The 17761-nt window shown below is 56.8% G+C and carries 7 protein-coding genes; all 7 read right to left on the reverse strand.

Annotation, left to right across the window (positions count from 1 at the left end; all coding sequences use genetic code 11):
- Positions 1–282: 282 nt before the first annotated feature.
- On the reverse strand, positions 283–2556 hold the full coding sequence (locus tag EGT74_RS15445) for a glycosyl hydrolase family 95 catalytic domain-containing protein (RefSeq protein ID WP_123847483.1): 2274 nt from the start codon (positions 2554–2556) through the stop codon (positions 283–285).
- A 205-nt stretch (positions 2557–2761) separates the two neighbouring features.
- Positions 2762–4222, reverse strand: a complete 1461-nt coding sequence (locus EGT74_RS15450) for a RagB/SusD family nutrient uptake outer membrane protein (RefSeq protein ID WP_123847484.1) — start codon at positions 4220–4222, stop codon at positions 2762–2764.
- A gap of 18 nt (positions 4223–4240) precedes the next feature.
- Positions 4241–7300: a SusC/RagA family TonB-linked outer membrane protein gene (locus EGT74_RS15455; protein ID WP_123847485.1), complete on the reverse strand. Its 3060-nt coding sequence runs from the start codon at positions 7298–7300 to the stop codon at positions 4241–4243.
- A gap of 677 nt (positions 7301–7977) precedes the next feature.
- Positions 7978–9948 carry a hypothetical protein gene (locus EGT74_RS15460; RefSeq protein WP_246008225.1) on the reverse strand — a complete coding sequence of 657 codons (1971 nt, stop codon included), beginning with the start codon at positions 9946–9948 and terminating at the stop codon, positions 7978–7980.
- Positions 9949–9967: 19 nt separating this feature from the next.
- Positions 9968–11809, reverse strand: a complete 1842-nt coding sequence (locus tag EGT74_RS27200) for a 3-keto-disaccharide hydrolase (protein WP_123847486.1) — start codon at positions 11807–11809, stop codon at positions 9968–9970.
- An 846-nt stretch (positions 11810–12655) separates the two neighbouring features.
- Positions 12656–14356, reverse strand: a complete 1701-nt coding sequence (locus tag EGT74_RS15470; RefSeq protein WP_123847487.1) for a RagB/SusD family nutrient uptake outer membrane protein — start codon at positions 14354–14356, stop codon at positions 12656–12658.
- Positions 14357–14380: 24 nt separating this feature from the next.
- Positions 14381–17731 carry a TonB-dependent receptor gene (locus EGT74_RS15475; protein ID WP_123847488.1) on the reverse strand — a complete coding sequence of 1117 codons (3351 nt, stop codon included), beginning with the start codon at positions 17729–17731 and terminating at the stop codon, positions 14381–14383.
- Positions 17732–17761: the final 30 nt, after the last annotated feature.

Raw genomic sequence — 17761 nt, forward strand, 5'->3', positions numbered from 1 at the left:
CAAAGTGGATCATCTCGATCATCGGCTGGGTGTTATACAGAAAGTACAACAGAAAGTGGGCGCCGAAGAAAACGACGCAGACAAAAATGCAGGTATATTGATGCGCCCCGGAAGTCCGGAAGGATCAATCATGCAATTCAACGGCTTGAGCCCGGTAAAGTACCGGGCTCAAGCTTTTTTATCTGGTCACAGCCGTTAGTGAAAACGGCACATGGCAGTGCATGAACTTCAGTAATGCGGGATTGTATTGAATGATCGATTTCCGTTCATGCTTTCATGCGATTATCCCTTCACCAGCCGCAGCTTTTCCCCGGCTTTTGTTTTGAGCGTAAACACATGTCCGCTCACCGTTTCCGCCTTTTTTCCATTCCTTATAACTTTGACGGGGTTTCCGTTCCAGGGGTTTTCCATTTCAAGGTTGCGGCCTTTTTCACTGACGATATCGACCTGCCGCACTGTTCCGCCGGATAATACACTGCTCACCACAAACGCGCCGTATGCCCGCAACTGGTGAAAAGATGCGTTGCGTTTGCGGTTCCAGTTCGGGAATACCCGCACGCGGCCTTCGTAGCTTTGCAGCAGCATTTCGTTGACCGTTAAAGGAACGGCGGCCAGTGTTTCGGTGCCTCCGCCTGATTGGGTAATCCAGCCGTTGGGTAATGACGACGCCCTGATGCGGTCTTTGAGCTGCTGCAGGATGTCGTCCGCATCATACCCAACCCGCACCGCGCCGGGGAAACAGGTCTCGATGCCGTTGCCGAGCGTATTGCCCCACTCCCCCGGCTGCTGCATCCTGTCTTTCCAGTGGCGCACATCGCTCAGTAAAATCGCATTAAACGCCGGATCCGTTACAGGGCCGCATACTTCACCCGGCAATATGAGCCCGTGAATGGAAACACGCGCCAGGCCCATGGCGCGGCTGTGCCATTCGGCAGGACTCCTTTCCACGCTTTTCAGCCGCACCCGGCCGTCTATCTCCTGCGTAGGGAATGGCGCGAGGTGGGTGACGATATGCCGCCACTTCTCGCGGCGCGCCGCATCCGTTTGTAAAACGGCGCTCACTTCCAGCATGCCTTTGAACAGCATTTTAACGAGGCCCAGGGACAGCGTGGAATTGTAATCCCCGAGCATATGCCGCCACTGGCCTTTATTGCGCAGGTTGGGCATCACTTCGCCGTAGTGATCGTTCTCGATCACGTACCGCCCGTTTTCCAGCTTCAGGTAGTCTTCCCAGAAATCGGCGCAGGCCAGCAGGAAAGGATAAACGCGGCGGGCGTACGTTTCATCGTAGGTGCTATAGAAACGCATCAGCATGTTGGCCGCCCCAAACACCGCGTTGATTTTCTGCCCGAGGAATTTGTACCCGCTGTCGATCGTGTTTTCGCGGGTGGCGTAGCGTTTTTCCATTTCGTCGGGCGTAAGCGGCCAGCGGGTGGTGCAGAGGCCTTTCGGGCCGATGCCTACGGGGTAATAGATACCGCGCATATTGAGCAGCGTGCGGGCGTGTACCCTTCCCCGGTCCATATAATCCAGCAGCGGCTGGTCGTAGTTATCGGTGAGGTCGGTGTAGTTGGAGGAAAAGGCCGCCCAATAAGGCGCCTGGTAATTGTAGTTGAGGTGATAGTCGCCGCCCCAGGCCGTAGAGTCTTTCGTGATGAAAGGCCCCCAGATGCCCGGCGCGAACTTGCCCGGGCGGGACGACGAGGCGAAAAGGTATTGTGAGGTGAAATAGTATTTCTCCAGCATGGGGTCGCTGATGCTGATGGAAGAGCGGTCCCAGAAATCCTTCCACCATTTCGCATGTGCCGCATATATCGCCTGTAAGCCGCTTTCGTTCATCCCCGCGGCCTCATTAACAGCCGCTTCCTTCCAGTCGGGCCGGTCGTGATTGGTATAGAGTGTAACCGTGACCGTTACAGGCTTACCCGGCTCCAGCCGGATGGCGCCCTGCGGGGCATTCATGGCCAGCGCCACATGGCTCGGCCACTCCAGCAGCGGTGTGTTTTCAAAAGAGCGCGTCACCCAGCTGACGTTGCCGCTCGTGCCCTGCTTCACCACACCGGTATTGCCGTCCGGCGCCCAGAGCCGCAGCTGTGCGGTGCAGCTTTTGGTGGAGGTAAGCCGCAGCACCACCGTGTTGTGCATCGCCGCTACCCAGGCCTCGGTGGCCACGCTGATGCCCGGTTTGGAAAAGGAGCCCCGGATCACGGCTTCCGTGGGCGACTGCGTTACTTTGTAATCCGCGCCGTCCAGTTCGCCGATCGTCACATCCAGCCCGCCCGGCAATGCAATGCCGCCGCCGGGATACACAGGATATGCCCGCCAGAAATCGTTTTTGCCGAAATAGAGTTTAAACTGTCCGGGTGAGCCGCCGAAGGTCAGCCCGATATCGCCGTTACCGGCCAGCGCGGCATCCGGCACTTTGGCGGTGGGCGTTTGAGCGGGCGGCGCCGTGAGCACAAACGGTTCCGGCGGCGCGGGTGAAGGATGGGCCACCTGTTGCGCGGTGGCTGCGTGAACACATAACAAGGCCATTAACCATAACGGTAGTTTCATAATCGGTGGAATTTCGTGACAAGAAATATACAAAAACACGCCAGCAATCCGCCCTGATTTTTGTTGAACGGAAAAATGAAAAAGGGGAACCGTGGATGGTTCCCCTTTTGGGTGTTATGCTTTTATTCGAAATATCCGGATTGACGGATGCGTTGCCGGTTGTCCGGCAGCATTCAAACAGCCGGTGCTTTTTACAGCCTGCCGGTTATTTGTAATTCGGGTTCTGCTCCAGCACGCCACGGCTCCTGTCTACCTCCGCCTGCGGCAGCGGGAAATAGTAATGCTTCGGCTTCTGGAAGGTGCGCGCAGGTACCAGTACACCGGCCGGGCCCGTTTTCGGTTTGCTGTACATCGCCGCGATGTTCACGATGCCGGCTTTGTCCCAGCGCATCAAATCCTGGTGGCGTTCGTTTTCGCCGCTCAGCTCCACCCTTCTTTCATGAATCACCGCCGCCATGCCGCCACCAACAACCGGCGGTAACAACACGGATGCCCTGCGCCTCACCGCGTTGATTTCCGCATCGCCGGCGCCTGCGCCGTTTTTCCTGATCTTGGCTTCCGCCAGCAGCAGGTATATGTCGGCCGTGCGCAGCAGCGGCGTTTTTAAGGAATAATCCAGGCCGCCGTTGCTTTTCCAGTTGGTGAATTTCCTGAAATGGTACCCGGTGTTGGACATGGAGGCATTATATCTTTTTACGTCGTTGCCCACGTTGATCATGTCGCCGTCCTGCATCACGGATACCGCTTTCCGCGGATCGTTCGGCTCAAACTCATTCACCAGTTCCTTCAAAGGCTGGTGGAAATTCCAGCCGCCCCATTCACGCGGCGTATGGTAGGTGGTGAAGTCGGAATACCCCCAGCCGTCCATCGTCTGGATATTGAACAGCATCTCCGGGTTGTTGCTGGTGGCGGTGGTGAAGTTGTCCGCGTAGTTCGCCGCCAGCCGGTAATCGTTGTTGCCCACTACTTTCGAACCGAATTCAATCGCTTTGTCGAGTTTGTCCCAATAGAGATACAACTTGGTCAGCAGGCCCCATGCGGAGCCTTTATGCACCCTCCCGGCCTGGGATTCATCGTATTTGGCGGGCAGCAGTTCGGCGGCCTTCAGCAGGTCCGCCTCGATCTGCGTGCGGAGCGCTTCCACGGTGGCTTTGGGATGGTTGTACGCCCCTTTCTTCACATCTTCTTCCGTCACCATCGGTACTTCGCCATAAATGAGCGTCAGGCGCCAGTAGGCGAATGCGCGGAGGAAGTGCGCTTCACCGAGGCTGCGGTCGCGGATGGCGGCATCCATGCCCGGCACGTTGGGAATGTACGTCAGCGCGTTGTTGGCACGGTTGATCATTTCATATTTCCACTTCCAGGAAAAGTTCACCTGCGGGTTGCCGGCGTCGTACGTGAATGTTTCGATGGCCGCATCCTCGGCGTGGTCGCCGGCGCGGAACTCGTCGTCGGAACAGATGTCGAAAGTGAATTCGGCATGCCCGGTGAAATCCTCTTCGAGCAGGATATTGTAGATACCGCTGATACCGTCTATCACATCGGCCTGGTTACGCCAGTAGTTGCCCGTGGTATAACTGCCTTTCGGTTTTACGTCGAGCACGCTGTTACAGGCGGTGAAACCCAGCAGCAGGGTGGCGGCGAACCATATATTGATCTTTTTCATGTCGTTACTTTTTTAGAATCAGAAATTAAGCGAAGCGCCGAATGTAAAGGTGCGCGCAGCCGGGTAAGTGGCCACATCCACACCGCGCTGCCGGTTGCCGTCGGTATATCCCAGCTCGGGGTTCAGGCCGGAGTAATCGGTGAGGATGAACAGGTTCTGGCAGGCTACGTACACGCGGATGCCGGTAATGCCCGAATTCCCCCAGAGCGATGGCGGGATGGTATATCCCAGCGCCACATTGCGGAGCGAGAGATAATTCCCGTTCTCCACGAAGCGGTCGGACGTACGGTAATTGCCGTTGTTGTTCAGCGTGGTCATGCGCGGCATGGTGTTGCTCGTACCCGGGCCGTGCCAGCGGTTGAGCGCTTCTGCATAATAATTGAAAGGGAAAGTGGGATCGAGGCCCTGCATTTTGTCTGCATTGTACAGCTTCACGCCTGCAACGCCGGAAAATGAGGCGCTGAAATCGAAACCTTTGTACTCCGCACCCAGCTGCAATCCATACACCACATCGGGGTTAGGGCTGCCCAGGTACACACGGTCGCCTTCGTCTATTTTGCCGTCGTTGTTCTGATCCACGAACCGCACGTCGCCCGGCGCGATGTTGGTTTTGCGGGAATCATTGGCCAGCGCCGGGTCGCGGTTGATCTCGTCCTGCGTCTGGTAAATGCCGTTGGTCCTCCAGCCGAAGAACGAGGCGATCGGCTGCCCTTCGTAGGTACGCGAAATCTCCTGCTGCTGACGGCCGTAAGAGGCGGAGCCGATGTAGGTGCCCGGTTCGTACAGCCTGGTGACAGTGTTTTTGATGAAAGAGGCGTTGGCGCTGATATTGTAGGTAAAGGCGCCCGCATTGCCGCGGTAACCGGCTTCCACTTCCCAGCCCGTATTCTTCAGTTCGCCGATGTTACGGTCGGGAATGCCCGCGCGGCCGTGCACGTCCATTTCGGGGGCAGGTACGAGCATGTCGGTGGTATTTTTAACGAACCAGGTAACGGTGGTGGTGAGGCGATTCTCGAGGAAACCTGCTTCGAGGCTTACGTTGGTCATCTTCGCCTTTTCCCAGGTAATGTCCGGGTTGGCGAGGCGGGAATTCCAGATGCCCGTAACGGCTGTGCCGCCGAAGCTGTAACGCCGGTCTTTGTTGATGGGCGCCAGGTACTGGAAGTCGGCCACATTCGAGTTCCCCAGCACGCCCCAGCCGCCGGTGAGCTTCAGATTACTGATGAAGGCCAGGTTATCCTTCATGAACTTTTCTTCCGATATGCGCCAGCCGGCGGAGAAAGCGGGGAAATAACCCCAGCGGTTGTCTGGCGAAAACCTGGATGAACCGTCCGCCCGGAACGTCAGCGTCAGCAGGTATTTTCCTTTATACCCGTAAAAGGCGCGCACGAAGCCGGAGGCCAGCGCCCGGTCGGGGTCGAAGTTACCGTTGATGTTGGCGAGGATGTCGCCGTTGTCGAGCACGCGCTGGTCGGGGCTCTCATCATTATACCCCCTGCGTTCCGCGCGGTAATAATCGCCTTTGAAGGTCTGTACGGAATAACCGCCGGTCACATCGATATCATGCGCCGCGGCAAACGTGCGTTTGAAGTTCAGGAAGATCTCTCCCAGCAGCGAACTGTTCGATCTGCTTTCGCGGGATAACTCCGCCCGGTCGCGCACACGCGTCTGGTCGAGCACCTGGGGGTTGAAATAATAATTATCGGTGAGCCCGCCGTCGAAAGCGCCATTGGCGCGCAGCTTCAGGCCATTGATGATTTCCAGTTCACCATAGATGTTGGCCAGCATACGGTAGTATTTATTCCGGCTGTCGGACGTTTCCAGCGTGAACACGGGATTGTTGATGTCTCCCAGTTCGCTGCTGGCTTTGCCGGTGCCGTAAGAGCCGTCTTCATTCCGCACCGGGATGGCCGGGTTGAAACGCAGCGTACTGAACAGCAGGCCCGTCTGGGAAGAATATGTATCGAAGCCCTGGTTCTGGCGGAGCGATAACTGGAGGTTCTCTCCTATCTTCACCCGTTTACCCAGTTTGTGCTCCGAGTTGATGCGGGCCGTGTACCGTTTGAAGTAACTGTTCTCGATGATCCCTTTTTCATCATAGTAACCAAGACTGAACAGGTAATTGGATGCTGCATTGCCACCACGGATCTGCGCGTCCGCATTCGTCACGTGCCCTGTGCCCAGCACGGCTTTCTGCCAGTCGGTGCGCTGCACGCTGTAATACGGGTCATTCCATACCGGGTTGGGCGCGATGCCGTCGTTGGCATACCGCTCTTTTTTCAGCATCACCAGGTCGGGCGCCGTCAGCAGGTCTACATATCTGAGCGCATCGCTCACGCCGCGGTACACGTTCACGCTGGCGCGCAGCTTCTCCCCGAAGTTGCCCTTGCGGGTGGTGATGAGCACCACGCCGTTGGCCGCGCGCGTACCGTAGATGGCCGAAGCCGATGCGTCTTTGAGGATTTCCATGGAGGCGATGTCGTTCGGGTTCACATCGCTGAGGCCGCCCGCGGGTACACCGTCGATCACGATGAGCGGCTCCGCGTCGTTGATGGTGCCCGTACCGCGTATGCGGATGCTGGGCGTGGTGCCGGGCGATGCGTCCGACCGGACGATGTTCACGCCCGTTACGCGGCCCTGGATGGCCTGTGCCGGGTCGCTCACCGGCAGGTTGCGGATATCGGCTCCTTTTACCTGCGATACGGTGCCCGTCAGATCGCGGCGCGTTTGCGTGCCGTAACCAACCACTACCACTTCGCCCAGGCCTTTGGAGGCCGCCTGCAGCCGTACGTTAATGGTGGTTTGTGCGCCGACGGCCACCGTCTGCGCGTCGTACCCTACAAAGGAAAAGCGCAGCGAAGCGGCGCCGGCGGGTAAGGTGATGGAGAAATTGCCGTTTGCGTCCGTGGCGGCGCCGGCCTGCGTGCCCGGCACGGTTACGTTCACCCCGGGAAGTGCGGCGCCGTCTGCGGCGTCCGTTACCTTGCCTTTAACGGCCTGCTGCGCCGTGGCAGTGATGGCAGACAGGCAAAGGAAGAGGAACAGGAAGGCCCGCCTCCATTGAAAGCATCTTTTCATAATGTGCGAATTAAGTTGATCAATAAGATGTAATACTAAATCGATTTAGCGTTAGGTCCGATGATGAGCGGTTTTTCGTTTACTTTTTTTGTCGTGTTGAGTTGTCAGGATTTTTTTGGTGAGAAGATTCTGATTGACTGTCGGTATCAAATATAACAATAGCTACGGAAAATGCAATCGGTTGTAGAAAGATTTAATATTTGGGTGCAGCGCTCCCTTTCCATCAAAACAAAACGTCAGCCGGCAATTTGCGCCCGGCTCCAGAGCCATTCTTTTGTTCGCGTTTCAGGCAACATACGGGAATGGGTCCCGTTATCCATGCAACAGCCCGCAAAATCGCGGGCCGTTGTATGAACGATCGTTTTACCGGTCATGATTGTTCCTCTACGATCAGGGTGTTCAGGAACGATTGGCTGCCATATGTTCCTGAAGTTATCCTGTATACCGCCACCCTGATCCTGCGCGGAGCGTCCGGCCAACATTGTTCACGACGAGCTGGCTGGCGGTATTCATGTACGCATTGAGCGTGGGTGCAACTCCGGGAGAACGTGATACGACGAATTGCAGGGTATATTCGAGCAGGATTCAATCCGTGATTGAATGCTTCCATTAAAACGGTATGGGCATGAAAAAGCCGCTCCCGCGGATAGCAGGAGCGGCTTTTTGTCTGGATATCATTATTTCAGTGAATTGATCCAGCCGGCAATCTTCAAAGCATCGCTTTTCGGAACCTGCGGCATGGGCGGCATTTCTGTCGCGTAGCCCGGCCAGTTTTCCGGATTGGGGTTGTAGATCAGTTTCACCATGATCTCGTTGGAATAGTTCTTTTTGGCAATATCCCTGAACGCAGGCCCAACCTGTTTTTTGTCTGCATTGTGGCAGGCATTGCAGGTGTATTTGGCGAGCAGCGGTTTTACTTCTTCATACGTCGCCACTTTGGGAGCGGCCGGCTTCGTAGCGGCAGCAGCGGTTTTGGCGGCATCCGTTTTCTTCACCGCAGCCGTTTTGGCGGCCGCTTTTTCTTCCGCGGCCTTCGCAGCGGCGGCGGCTTTGGCGGAGTTTTTAGTGCTCACCTCGCTCATGGCCAGTTTGGCGCCTTCAGGAATGTTGTTGAGCGTGTAATAACCGGTAGGGTGCACCAGCGAATAAAAATGATCGCGGGAACGCACGCCTTCCAGGGTGATGTTGTGAATATAGTATTGACGGAGATTGTCGACGATCAGGCGCACTTTAAGGCCGTCGTCAGACACTTTCACGCCTTTCACTTCACAGGGGCCGTTGTTCACGGTTGGACTGCCGTACACCGGGTGGTATTTGTAGATGAAACTCTCCACGGAATAAGACGCGATGTCTTCCGCGGATTTTTTATCTACCGGCAGGGTGAACTCGATTTCAAAACCGTCGGGCATGGCTTTCACGGTCTGCATTTCGAAGGGGATGCGGTTGTTCCAGACGAGGCGTTGCAGGCCTTCGTTGGCATCGCCGGCCGAGCCCCAGCCGCGGTTGGTTTCACCTACGAAGAGGGAACCGTCTTTCCCCCAGGCCAGGCGCAGTACGCCGCTCTGGAAGCCACCGCGGAAGTCGAACGCAACGCCCTGGTATTCGCCTTTCACTTTTTCCATCACCACGCGCATGATTTTACTCTGGCCCTGGTCGCCGATCAGTACCTGGCCGGCAAACGGCCCGAAGGTACCTTCGGGGATGGGCACGATTTCCGAGTTGGAAATACCCAGCACCCCGTGCGGCAGCCAAACGGCGGGTGTACGCAGGGAAGGCAGCGTCTGTTTCATTTCAAACATGGTTTTGAACTGTTCGTTCACGACGTTCTCCGGTTTGATGAAGCGGCCGTTGGCGTTTTTCACGCGGCGTTCGTCCATGCTGGCAACGAACTGCGCATTGGTGAGCTTCACCGGGGAATTCGGTTCCTGTGCCCAGCGCAGCCCTGCAGGATGGCCTACGAAGTCCCCTTTTTTCACCTGCCAGATACCGCCGGAGCCCATCCAGTCGCCCTGGTTCTCGGAATAGAACAGTTCGCCGTTGATCATGCCCAAACCGCAGGGAGAGCGCATGCCGGTAGCCCAGGGCTCAAGCGTGGAGCCGTCTGCCGAGATGTGCATCATCCATCCGCGCCAGGGCACGCGGCTTTCACCGCGCCACCATTCCTCATCACCGAAGGCTACGTTGCCTGACACGAAAAATGAACCGTCGGGCGCCAGTTTGGGGCCGAAGGAATATTCATGATAGTGCCCGCTGATCGGCCATGCGTATACCGTTTCGTATACGTCGGCCTTGCCGTCCATGTTGGTGTCGGTGAGTTTGGTCAGTTCCCCGCGCTGTGCGCAGTAGAGCGAACCGTCTTTATACGCGAGGCCGAGAATTTCATGCAGGCCGCTCGCGAATTTGCGGAAGAAAGGCCTTCTGCCGGAAGGGTTCTCCACGATAAACACATCGCCGCGGCGGGTAGCCACGCCGAGGTCACCATTGGGCAACACGGCCAGGCCACCTACCTCCAGCAGCGTACCTTCCGGCGCGCTCATTTTCATGATGCGGAAGTAGTCTTCTTCCTTGGGCGTTTCCTGCGCGGCGGCAGGCAGTTGCGCAACCAGCGGCAACAGGTAAAGCGCCGCCTTCTTTAATATATTTTTCATCAGTATTGTCATTGGTCGTTTAGAAAAGGATGGAATAAGTCAGTTTGCCGCGCACGGGCACCACCAGCTCTTTACCTTTGGCGCCGTTGCGCACCACCGGTTTGGCGCCGCCGGCATCCTGCAGCTGCAGGTACCAGGCCTTGCCGTCGATCACATAAAAATCCTTTTCGATCATTTCGATCTGCTCCCCTTCCGCCAGTTTGGCGTAGAGGTCCACCGCCGGTGAAGCCACCGTGATCTCACGATAGATGCCGTGCCCGTTGTCGGTTACGCGGATCACATCGGTCACGGCGCTGCCGTAGATCTGGTAGCGGAAGGTGGGCCTGTCCTGCGCATCGAGCACATACCCTTTGGGGCGGTAACCGGTACCGGCCGAATCGGCCACCCAGGCCGCCGCTTCGCCACTGAGTTTGCCCAGCGTGAAGAACGGGGTGCCGAAACGCTGCAATGCGCCGAGGGGCCGGGCGGTGCCGTTGCCTCTTTCGTGCCACATAGGCGTCGTTTCCAGGAAGTTGCCGCGCCATACCTGCACCAGCATCCCTTTATCGAGATCGTACGTGTAATGCACCTTTTCGGGGCTGCCAACGGATACCGCATGGGTCACCTTCGGCTGGCCGGGCACATCCATGAAACTGCGCAGGATGGTATTGGCCGCGGCATCCACGAGGATGGGATCCGTCTGGTCCGGCGTTACCGCATCGCCCAGGTAAAACTCGCGGATACCGGGGCCTGCAATGGCCAGCCCAAGCGCCGGAGAGCCCCAGTCGCCGGTTCTGGCATAGAGGATTTCCACCGGCAGGTCGCCCGCGGGCAGCTGGAGTTTGCCGCGCACGTTGTTGCCGCCGTTGCCGACAGACTGGTTGTTCACTTTCAGCCGGCCGCCGCCACCGGGCGTATTCAGCGCCAGGTTGTACTCACCGGCCTGCTGCACGCGCAGGGTGCCTTTGTACAGGATGGCATATTCTTTCGACAGCGGGCCTGCATTGGCCGTGAGCTGAGCAGCGTTGCCGCTGGCTTCCGCTTTTTCTTTTGAAAAATCAGTACCCGGTTTAAAGCCGTCTTTCAATTTGAATACGTTGTATTGAAGACCAGTAAGTTGAGGACGTGGTTGTGAGAATTCGCGGATACTGATATTTTTAAAAGCTACGGCGCCATGGTCGCCCTGGATACGGAGGGGGCCCAGCGGTTTTTCAGCTGCGCCGCCACGGGTGGGGCCCATCAGCTCTACGTTTTCATGAATCATCACGCCATTCAGTTCGGCACGGATGATCCGGGCATTTTCGATTTTCTTGCCGGCGGCATCGAAACGGGGCGCCTGGAAAGAAACTTTCAGGTGCTGCCACAGGCCGGGCGCCTTGCTGGCGTTCTGCCGCGGAGCGTAGCCCTGGTAACCTTTCTGGCCTTCGGGCATGTCATCGTTCCAGCGTTCATAAATACCGCCGTTGTCGCCGGAGCGCGGGGCAGTCACCCCCCAGCTGTCGAGCAGCTGCAGCTCATAACTCCCCTGGAGGTAAATGCCGGAGTTGGAACCTTCGGCCATCATGTAGTCCAGCTCGAGGTCGATATCCCCGTGTTCCATCCCGGAAAAGAGATCGGCGCCGTGATGTTTTTTACCCGGCAGGTTCACCAGTACGCCGGTGCCTTTGGTGGTCCTGAGCGTGTTGGGTTTGCCCAGTACGGCGCTTACATCGCCGGCCACCTGCCAGGTGCTGCCCGCGTTCTTGAAAGCGGACAGGTCGTGCAGCGGCAGCGGCCCTTGCTGGGCAAACGCCGGGCGGCCGAGTACCAGGCCGGCACCGCACACACATAAAAAGCCGATCCACGACCGGCTCCGTAAAGAATTGTTCGATTGTAGTACCATAGTGTCGCTAAAATAGAAAACTTTTGACGTGTTTTTGATTTTTTTGTTGAGCGGTAAATGGCCTGCTAAAAGGATTTAGACGCGGGTTTCAGCGAAGAACGGCATGCAGCCCGATTTGCTGCATGCCGTTCAGGGTTTCCACGGCTTCCATTCTGTGATCAGATTTTTTACAATGGCTTCCGTTTTGTTTCATATTCCTTTAAAGGTAGGAAATACGCTTTTCGGGTTTCTTTTGCCGCCAGGACAAACGCAGGTGATTGCGTCTGACGATCCAAGGAATAAAAAGTGCTGTTTGTTAACCAGTCTGGAAACAGTTCAAAGAAGGAAAGACTTTATACCCGCAACAGAACGAAAAAGCCCCCGTGAACACGCATCTGAACGTTGGGCCAAACCGTCAACCGGTAACAGGATTTTCCGGCATCTGGTGTGGAAAGGCCTTTAAGCCTGTAACAGGACAAAAAGCCCACCCTAAACACGCATCTGAACGTTGAGCCAAACCGTCAACCGATAACACGATTTTCCGGCATCTGGAGCAGAAAAGGACTTTAAACCTATGGCAGGGCAAGGCCTCCCCCGAGGGAAAATCAGTCGTTTCTCTTATCCAGCCTATCTTTCAGCATAGATAAAGTACCTATGAAGTACCTGTTAAGTACGTATGAAGTACCCATAAGGTACCTGACAAGGGAGGTACTTTATGGGTAGCTTATCCATGGTTCAGGTAAGCCCTTGGCCTGCTGTTCCCGGCATTACCTGCAAAATCCAGTTTACAGGCCCTCCGGGAGGCCGGCGCTACCCTTGCCGGGGGATTTACCCGCCAGGGCCGCCAAAAGGCTTAAAAACGCCTCTCTACCACCCTTCGTTTTGTTTCAGGTTGGGATTCCGCAGCGTTTCGTCGGTTGTGATAGGGATCACGTACATGGCATTTCTCCACAGGCGGTCTTCCACCTTGAAGCGTTCGTACCGGAAACCATCAGGCGCGGCTGCGTCGATGATGGGCCGCATGCCCCAGAGCTCTTTCTGCGTTTCTTCCGCGATTTTCCAGCGGCGTACGTCCCAGAAGCGGTGGTTCTCGAAACAAAGTTCTATCCGCCGCTCGTTCTGGATGCGCGTGCGCATATCGGCCTGGGAAAGCCCTCCGGGCAGCGGCTGCTGGCCTGCGCGGGTGCGAATCAGGTTCACATATTTGAGCACATCGGCGTTGGCTGGCTCGCACTCGTTAAGCGCTTCCGCATAGCTCAGGTACATTTCCGCCAGCCGGTAATTGATGCCGTGAATGAAGCGGCTGCCGCTCTGGCCGGGCGTAATGGCCTCATCGGCCAGCTTGCGGGTAAAATAGCCGGTGCGTGTATAATCGGTTTCCGTGCTCTGGCGGTCGCGGCCGGTGGCGTAGGTTTCCACTTTCCGGCCTTTCCAGTTGGCGCCGTTATAGAGAATGTCCGAATAAAAACGCGGGTCGCGGTTCAGGTAAGGACGCTTTTCGTCGTAGCCGGAAAGCGGGTCTTTAATGGGCAGGCCGTTGTTCATTTCATAATCGTCCACCAGGTTCTGCGCAGGCGCACAACCGCTCCAGCCGCCGTACCCTTTGGGAAAAATGTACCGGTCGTAATCCTGGTTGGCTTCGCGCATCCGCACAAAGATCACCTCCTTGCTTTGCAGGGTCCTGTTCTTGAACATTTCGCCCCGGGCCGCCAGCGTAGGCTCCAGTGCGTACACGGGGTTGCCGCCGTCTTTAAGATCGATCACGGCCTTGGCCGCATCGGCCGCCTTTTTCCATTTGGCGGGGTCGGAAGGTTTGCTGCCCGCCGTGATATCGGCCAGGAATCCCGTTTTCCCGGCATTGGCCCACAACGGGCTGGCGGAAAACAGCAGCACGCGCGCTTTGAGCGCCAGGCAGGCGCCTTTCGTCACACGGCCCACATGGGTATTGGGATCGTAGGCATATTGCACGCGCTTGAAAGCCTCGTCGCAATCGGCCACCACCTGCGCCACACATTCGTCGTAGGTATTGCGGGGTTTGTTGAGCGCGGCCTCATCGGTCTGATCGATGGATTTGGTGACGATGATCACACCGCCGAACTGCCGCATCTGCTCCCATAAAAAGTACGCGCGCAGGAAGTACACCTCCCCCAGCCTGTTTTCCAGCGTGCCGGGATTGTTCGGGTCGTCGGGCGTTTTGAACTTCGCCACGTTTTCAAGGATGGTGTTGGCCTGGCGTATCGCCACGTAATTGTCGCGCCACGTATTGCCGATGGGGTTCGAGTTGCCCGACCAGGATCCGTTGTTGAAGCGCATGGACGCCATCCAGTTGGAAGCGTCCTTCGCCTCATCGGTGGCAGATCCCATGTTGTACCCGCTGAGATAGGTGTAAGTGCCGCGCATCCTGCTGTACAGGTTGTTCACCACCTGGTCCGTCATGGCGAAACTGGTGAAGATATCCACGTCCTGCTGCTGCGTGGTGGCCGCCCTGTCGAGAAAGCCCTTTTTGCAATGCGGCAGCAGGGCGATGCAGAGCGACAGGAGTATGATGGTTTGAATATTCCGTTTCATCTGATTCAGCTTAATTGTTAGTGGTTAAAATTTCACGTCTATCCCGAAGTTCCAGATACGCTGAATGGGATACATGGCGCCGTTGCCGTCCCCGATTTCCGGGTCAACCTGGTAGTCGCCCAGTTTGTCCCAGGTATAAAGGTTCATGCCGTTGAAATACACGCGGAAATAAGACAGCGCCAGCGGGGCGATCCAGCGTTTGGGAAGCGTATACCCCACTTCTGCGTTTTTCAGGCGCAGGTAGTCGGCGCTGCGGATCCAGAAAGTGGACGCGCGGTGGTTGTTGTTATGGGTATTGCTGTGCAGCCTCGGGTACGTGGCGGTGGCAGCCGTTTCGGGCGTCCAGCGGCCGAGGTGGAAAGGTTTCACTTTACCGCTCTGGAAAAATTCGTACACGGCCTCGTTGTTCAGCATCACATCCGCATGCGCGGCGCCCTGGAAGAGCACGCTGAAATCGATGTTGCGGAAACCCATCGACAGCGTGGCGCCATACATGATTTCCGGCGTGCGGGAATACCCGATGCGGGTTTCGTCGAAGGCTTCCTGTATGTAGTCGTACTCCTTGCCGGTGAGTTTTTTGTATTTGATATCGCCGGGGCCGTACGCGGAAAAGTTCTGGAATGGGCTGCTGGCCACGTCGTTCGCATCTTTGAAGAAACCTTCCGCGATCAGGCCGAACTTGGTGTCGATGGGATGACCGGTGCGGCGCATCCAGGGATAACGGCGGGCCACTTCGTCGCGGTAAATGATTTTGTTGCGGGCAAAGGTAAAGTTAGGTTTGAACTGGTAGCGGAATTCGCCGATGGTGTTGCGGTGCGAAATCTCGAATTCGATGCCTTTGTTGTCAACGGCGCCGATGTTCTGCGCCTTGATGTTCTGCCCGAACACGTCTGAAAGGGTGCTGCGCGAAATGAGGATCTGCCGCCTTTGCTGTGAGAACACATCGAGGGTCAGGTCAAATAACCCGTTCCACAATTGCAGGTCGATGCCGAGGTCGATCTGTTTGCCGCGCTCCCAGGTAACACCGGGGTTGCCGATGGCGCCCTGTCCCCAGCCGTTGGCCTGGTTGGCGGCGGTACCGAAGTAATAAGGGTCCGCGCCGCCCCAGGAAGTGAACCAGAGAAAGCGGTCGGAGCCGCCCCGGTCGTTCCCCACCTCTCCATAGGAAGCACGCAGTTTGAGGAAACGGATGAAAGACACGTTGTCTTTGATAAAGGGCTCTTCAGACAGTACCCATCCACCAGATACGGAGGGAAAAAAACCGAAGCGGCTTTCTTTGGGGAAGTTTTCGGACCCCTGGTAAGAAGCGCTCAGTTCCAGCAGATACTTCTGGTTATAGTTATACGTGCTGCGGAATAACAGCGACTGGTAAGCATTGGGAATGGAAGAACCGCTTTCGAGCAAACGCCTGTTCCACAGCAGAATGGCGGTGGCGGCGTGTTTCTTGAAGGTGCGGTTCCAGTTGGCGGTTGCTTCCACGTAGGTCTGCCGCGTTGCGCCGCCGCCGCTGAAGCCGCCGTTGGGATCTATGCGGGTATCGTTGCCGAATTGTTTGTAGCCGGTGATTTGGCCCTGCGCATTCCGCAGCGGCTCGAATACCGCGTAGTTGCGGCCATAACTGGCGTTGGGCGTATTGGTGTTGTCATAGGAAAATGAAAGTTTGGCGCTCAGGTTCTTGGTGAGGAAATCAAGTTTGCGCGTGAGTGAAAAGGTACCCTGCGTGGTATTGTTGTACCAGCGGCGGTAGCCTTTCTGCGACAGTTCCCCGTAGATATTGCTCTGGAAGGTGCCGTTGCCCCACATGCTGCCGTCTTCGTTAAAAATCGGGTAGATGGGCGCCATGCGGTTGGCGAGGTTCATGATGGTGCTGGCGGAGTTGTTGCCATCGCGCCGGTCGGTAAGGATACCGGCCAGGTCGAGGCGGGCCGTTAACGTGGGCGTTATGTCCACATCTACGTTTGCGCGCAGGTTGTACCGCTTCATGATGTTGTTGCCGTTGTAGCCTTCCTTGTTGGTTTTGGTGTGGCGGTAGTTGCCTTCGGCGATGTTGTACCCCGCGGAAATGAAATAGCGCGCCACGTTGCCGCCGCCGCTCACATTGAGATTGGCCTGGCCAACGTGGGAGGTTTTCATGATGAACTTGTAATAGTCGGTGTTGGGGCCGATGCCGTTTTTGTAATTATCGAGCTGCTGCTGGGTAAAAGCAGGCTGTGCGCCGTCGTTCACCAGCGCCTCGTTCAGCAGGCGGGCATAGTCGTAGGAACCGAGGTATTTGGGGAGCCTGGTGGCTTCCTGCATCCCAGTGGAGGCGCGGAAGTTAACGGACGGAGCGCCCGATTTACCGCGGCGGGTGGTGATGAGCACCGCGCCGTTGGCGCCGCGCATACCGAGCACGGCGGTGGCCGCGGCATCTTTCAGGATGGTGAGGCTTTCAATATCGTTGGGATCCACGTAATCGATACTACGCTCCACACCATCCACCATAAAAATCGGCGTGGCGCCGTTGAGCGTGCCGATGCCGCGGATATACAGCGTGCTGGCGTCCACGCCGGGCTCGCCGCTTCTTTGCGTGGTGATCAGGCCCGGCAGACGGCCGGCCAGCGCATTGGTAAGGTTCGACACCGGGCTCTGCTGCAGTTCTTTTGTAGACAGCGAAGCCACCGCACCGGTCACCGTTTGTTTTTTCTGTTCGCCGTACGCCACCACCACTACCTCATCCAGCCCGGTGTTGGAAGGATCGAGCGCCACATGCAGCTGGTTGGAGGAAGTAAGCTCCACTTCCTTCTGCGCGTACCCGATATAACTGAACAGCAAAGCGGTGGAACCGGCCGGCACCTGCAGGCTGTAAGTACCGTCGGCCTGGCTTTGCGTGCCTTTATTGGTGCCTTTGATCATCACGGTCACACCCGGCAGCGACACGTTGGTGCGCGCTTCCGTAACCGACCCGATGATGGTTCGCTGCTTCGCCTGCTGCGGCGGCGCGGCCGGCGCGGCAGTGGTGTCCGTTACCGCTTTTTCATCTTCCTGCCGGAAAATGACGATGATATCGTCCTGCTGCCGGAACTGCAAAGGCGTTCTCAACAACAGCAGGTTGATGGTTTCTTTGACGGTGCGGGTGCCTTTGGGAAGACTGATGTTTTTGTACCGCGCCACCTGCTCGGGAGGATAGGCAATGCGGAAGCCCGAGAGCGCCTCCACTTTGTCGAGCGCATTGCGCAGGCTTTCCTTCGCCAGGGAGAGCGTGATTTTTTTAGTGGACATGTCCTGCGCATTGCCGGAAGCAGAGAGGAACAGGGGCAGCACTAAAAAAGCGGAGATCAGTACAGGCAACAGGAAGCCCCTCAGCTGTTTCTGGACAGCTACGTTTTTTTTCATAACTAGATTAAGTTTAGTTTGTTACAAATA

The organism is Chitinophaga lutea, assembly GCF_003813775.1.
Classification (GTDB): Bacteria; Bacteroidota; Bacteroidia; order Chitinophagales; family Chitinophagaceae; genus Chitinophaga; species Chitinophaga lutea.

What these genes read in the sequence shown, in the direction of transcription:
- EGT74_RS15470 (WP_123847487.1), bottom strand. Translation starts at nt 14,356, where the DNA reads ATGAAACGGAATATTCAAACCATCATACTCCTGTCGCTCTGCATCGCC.
- EGT74_RS15475 (WP_123847488.1), bottom strand. Translation starts at nt 17,731, where the DNA reads ATGAAAAAAAACGTAGCTGTCCAGAAACAGCTGAGGGGCTTCCTGTTG.
- EGT74_RS15445 (WP_123847483.1), bottom strand. Translation starts at nt 2,556, where the DNA reads ATGAAACTACCGTTATGGTTAATGGCCTTGTTATGTGTTCACGCAGCC.
- EGT74_RS15450 (WP_123847484.1), bottom strand. Translation starts at nt 4,222, where the DNA reads ATGAAAAAGATCAATATATGGTTCGCCGCCACCCTGCTGCTGGGTTTC.
- EGT74_RS27200 (WP_123847486.1), bottom strand. Translation starts at nt 11,809, where the DNA reads ATGGTACTACAATCGAACAATTCTTTACGGAGCCGGTCGTGGATCGGC.
- EGT74_RS15460 (WP_246008225.1), bottom strand. Translation starts at nt 9,948, where the DNA reads ATGAAAAATATATTAAAGAAGGCGGCGCTTTACCTGTTGCCGCTGGTT.
- EGT74_RS15455 (WP_123847485.1), bottom strand. Translation starts at nt 7,300, where the DNA reads ATGAAAAGATGCTTTCAATGGAGGCGGGCCTTCCTGTTCCTCTTCCTT.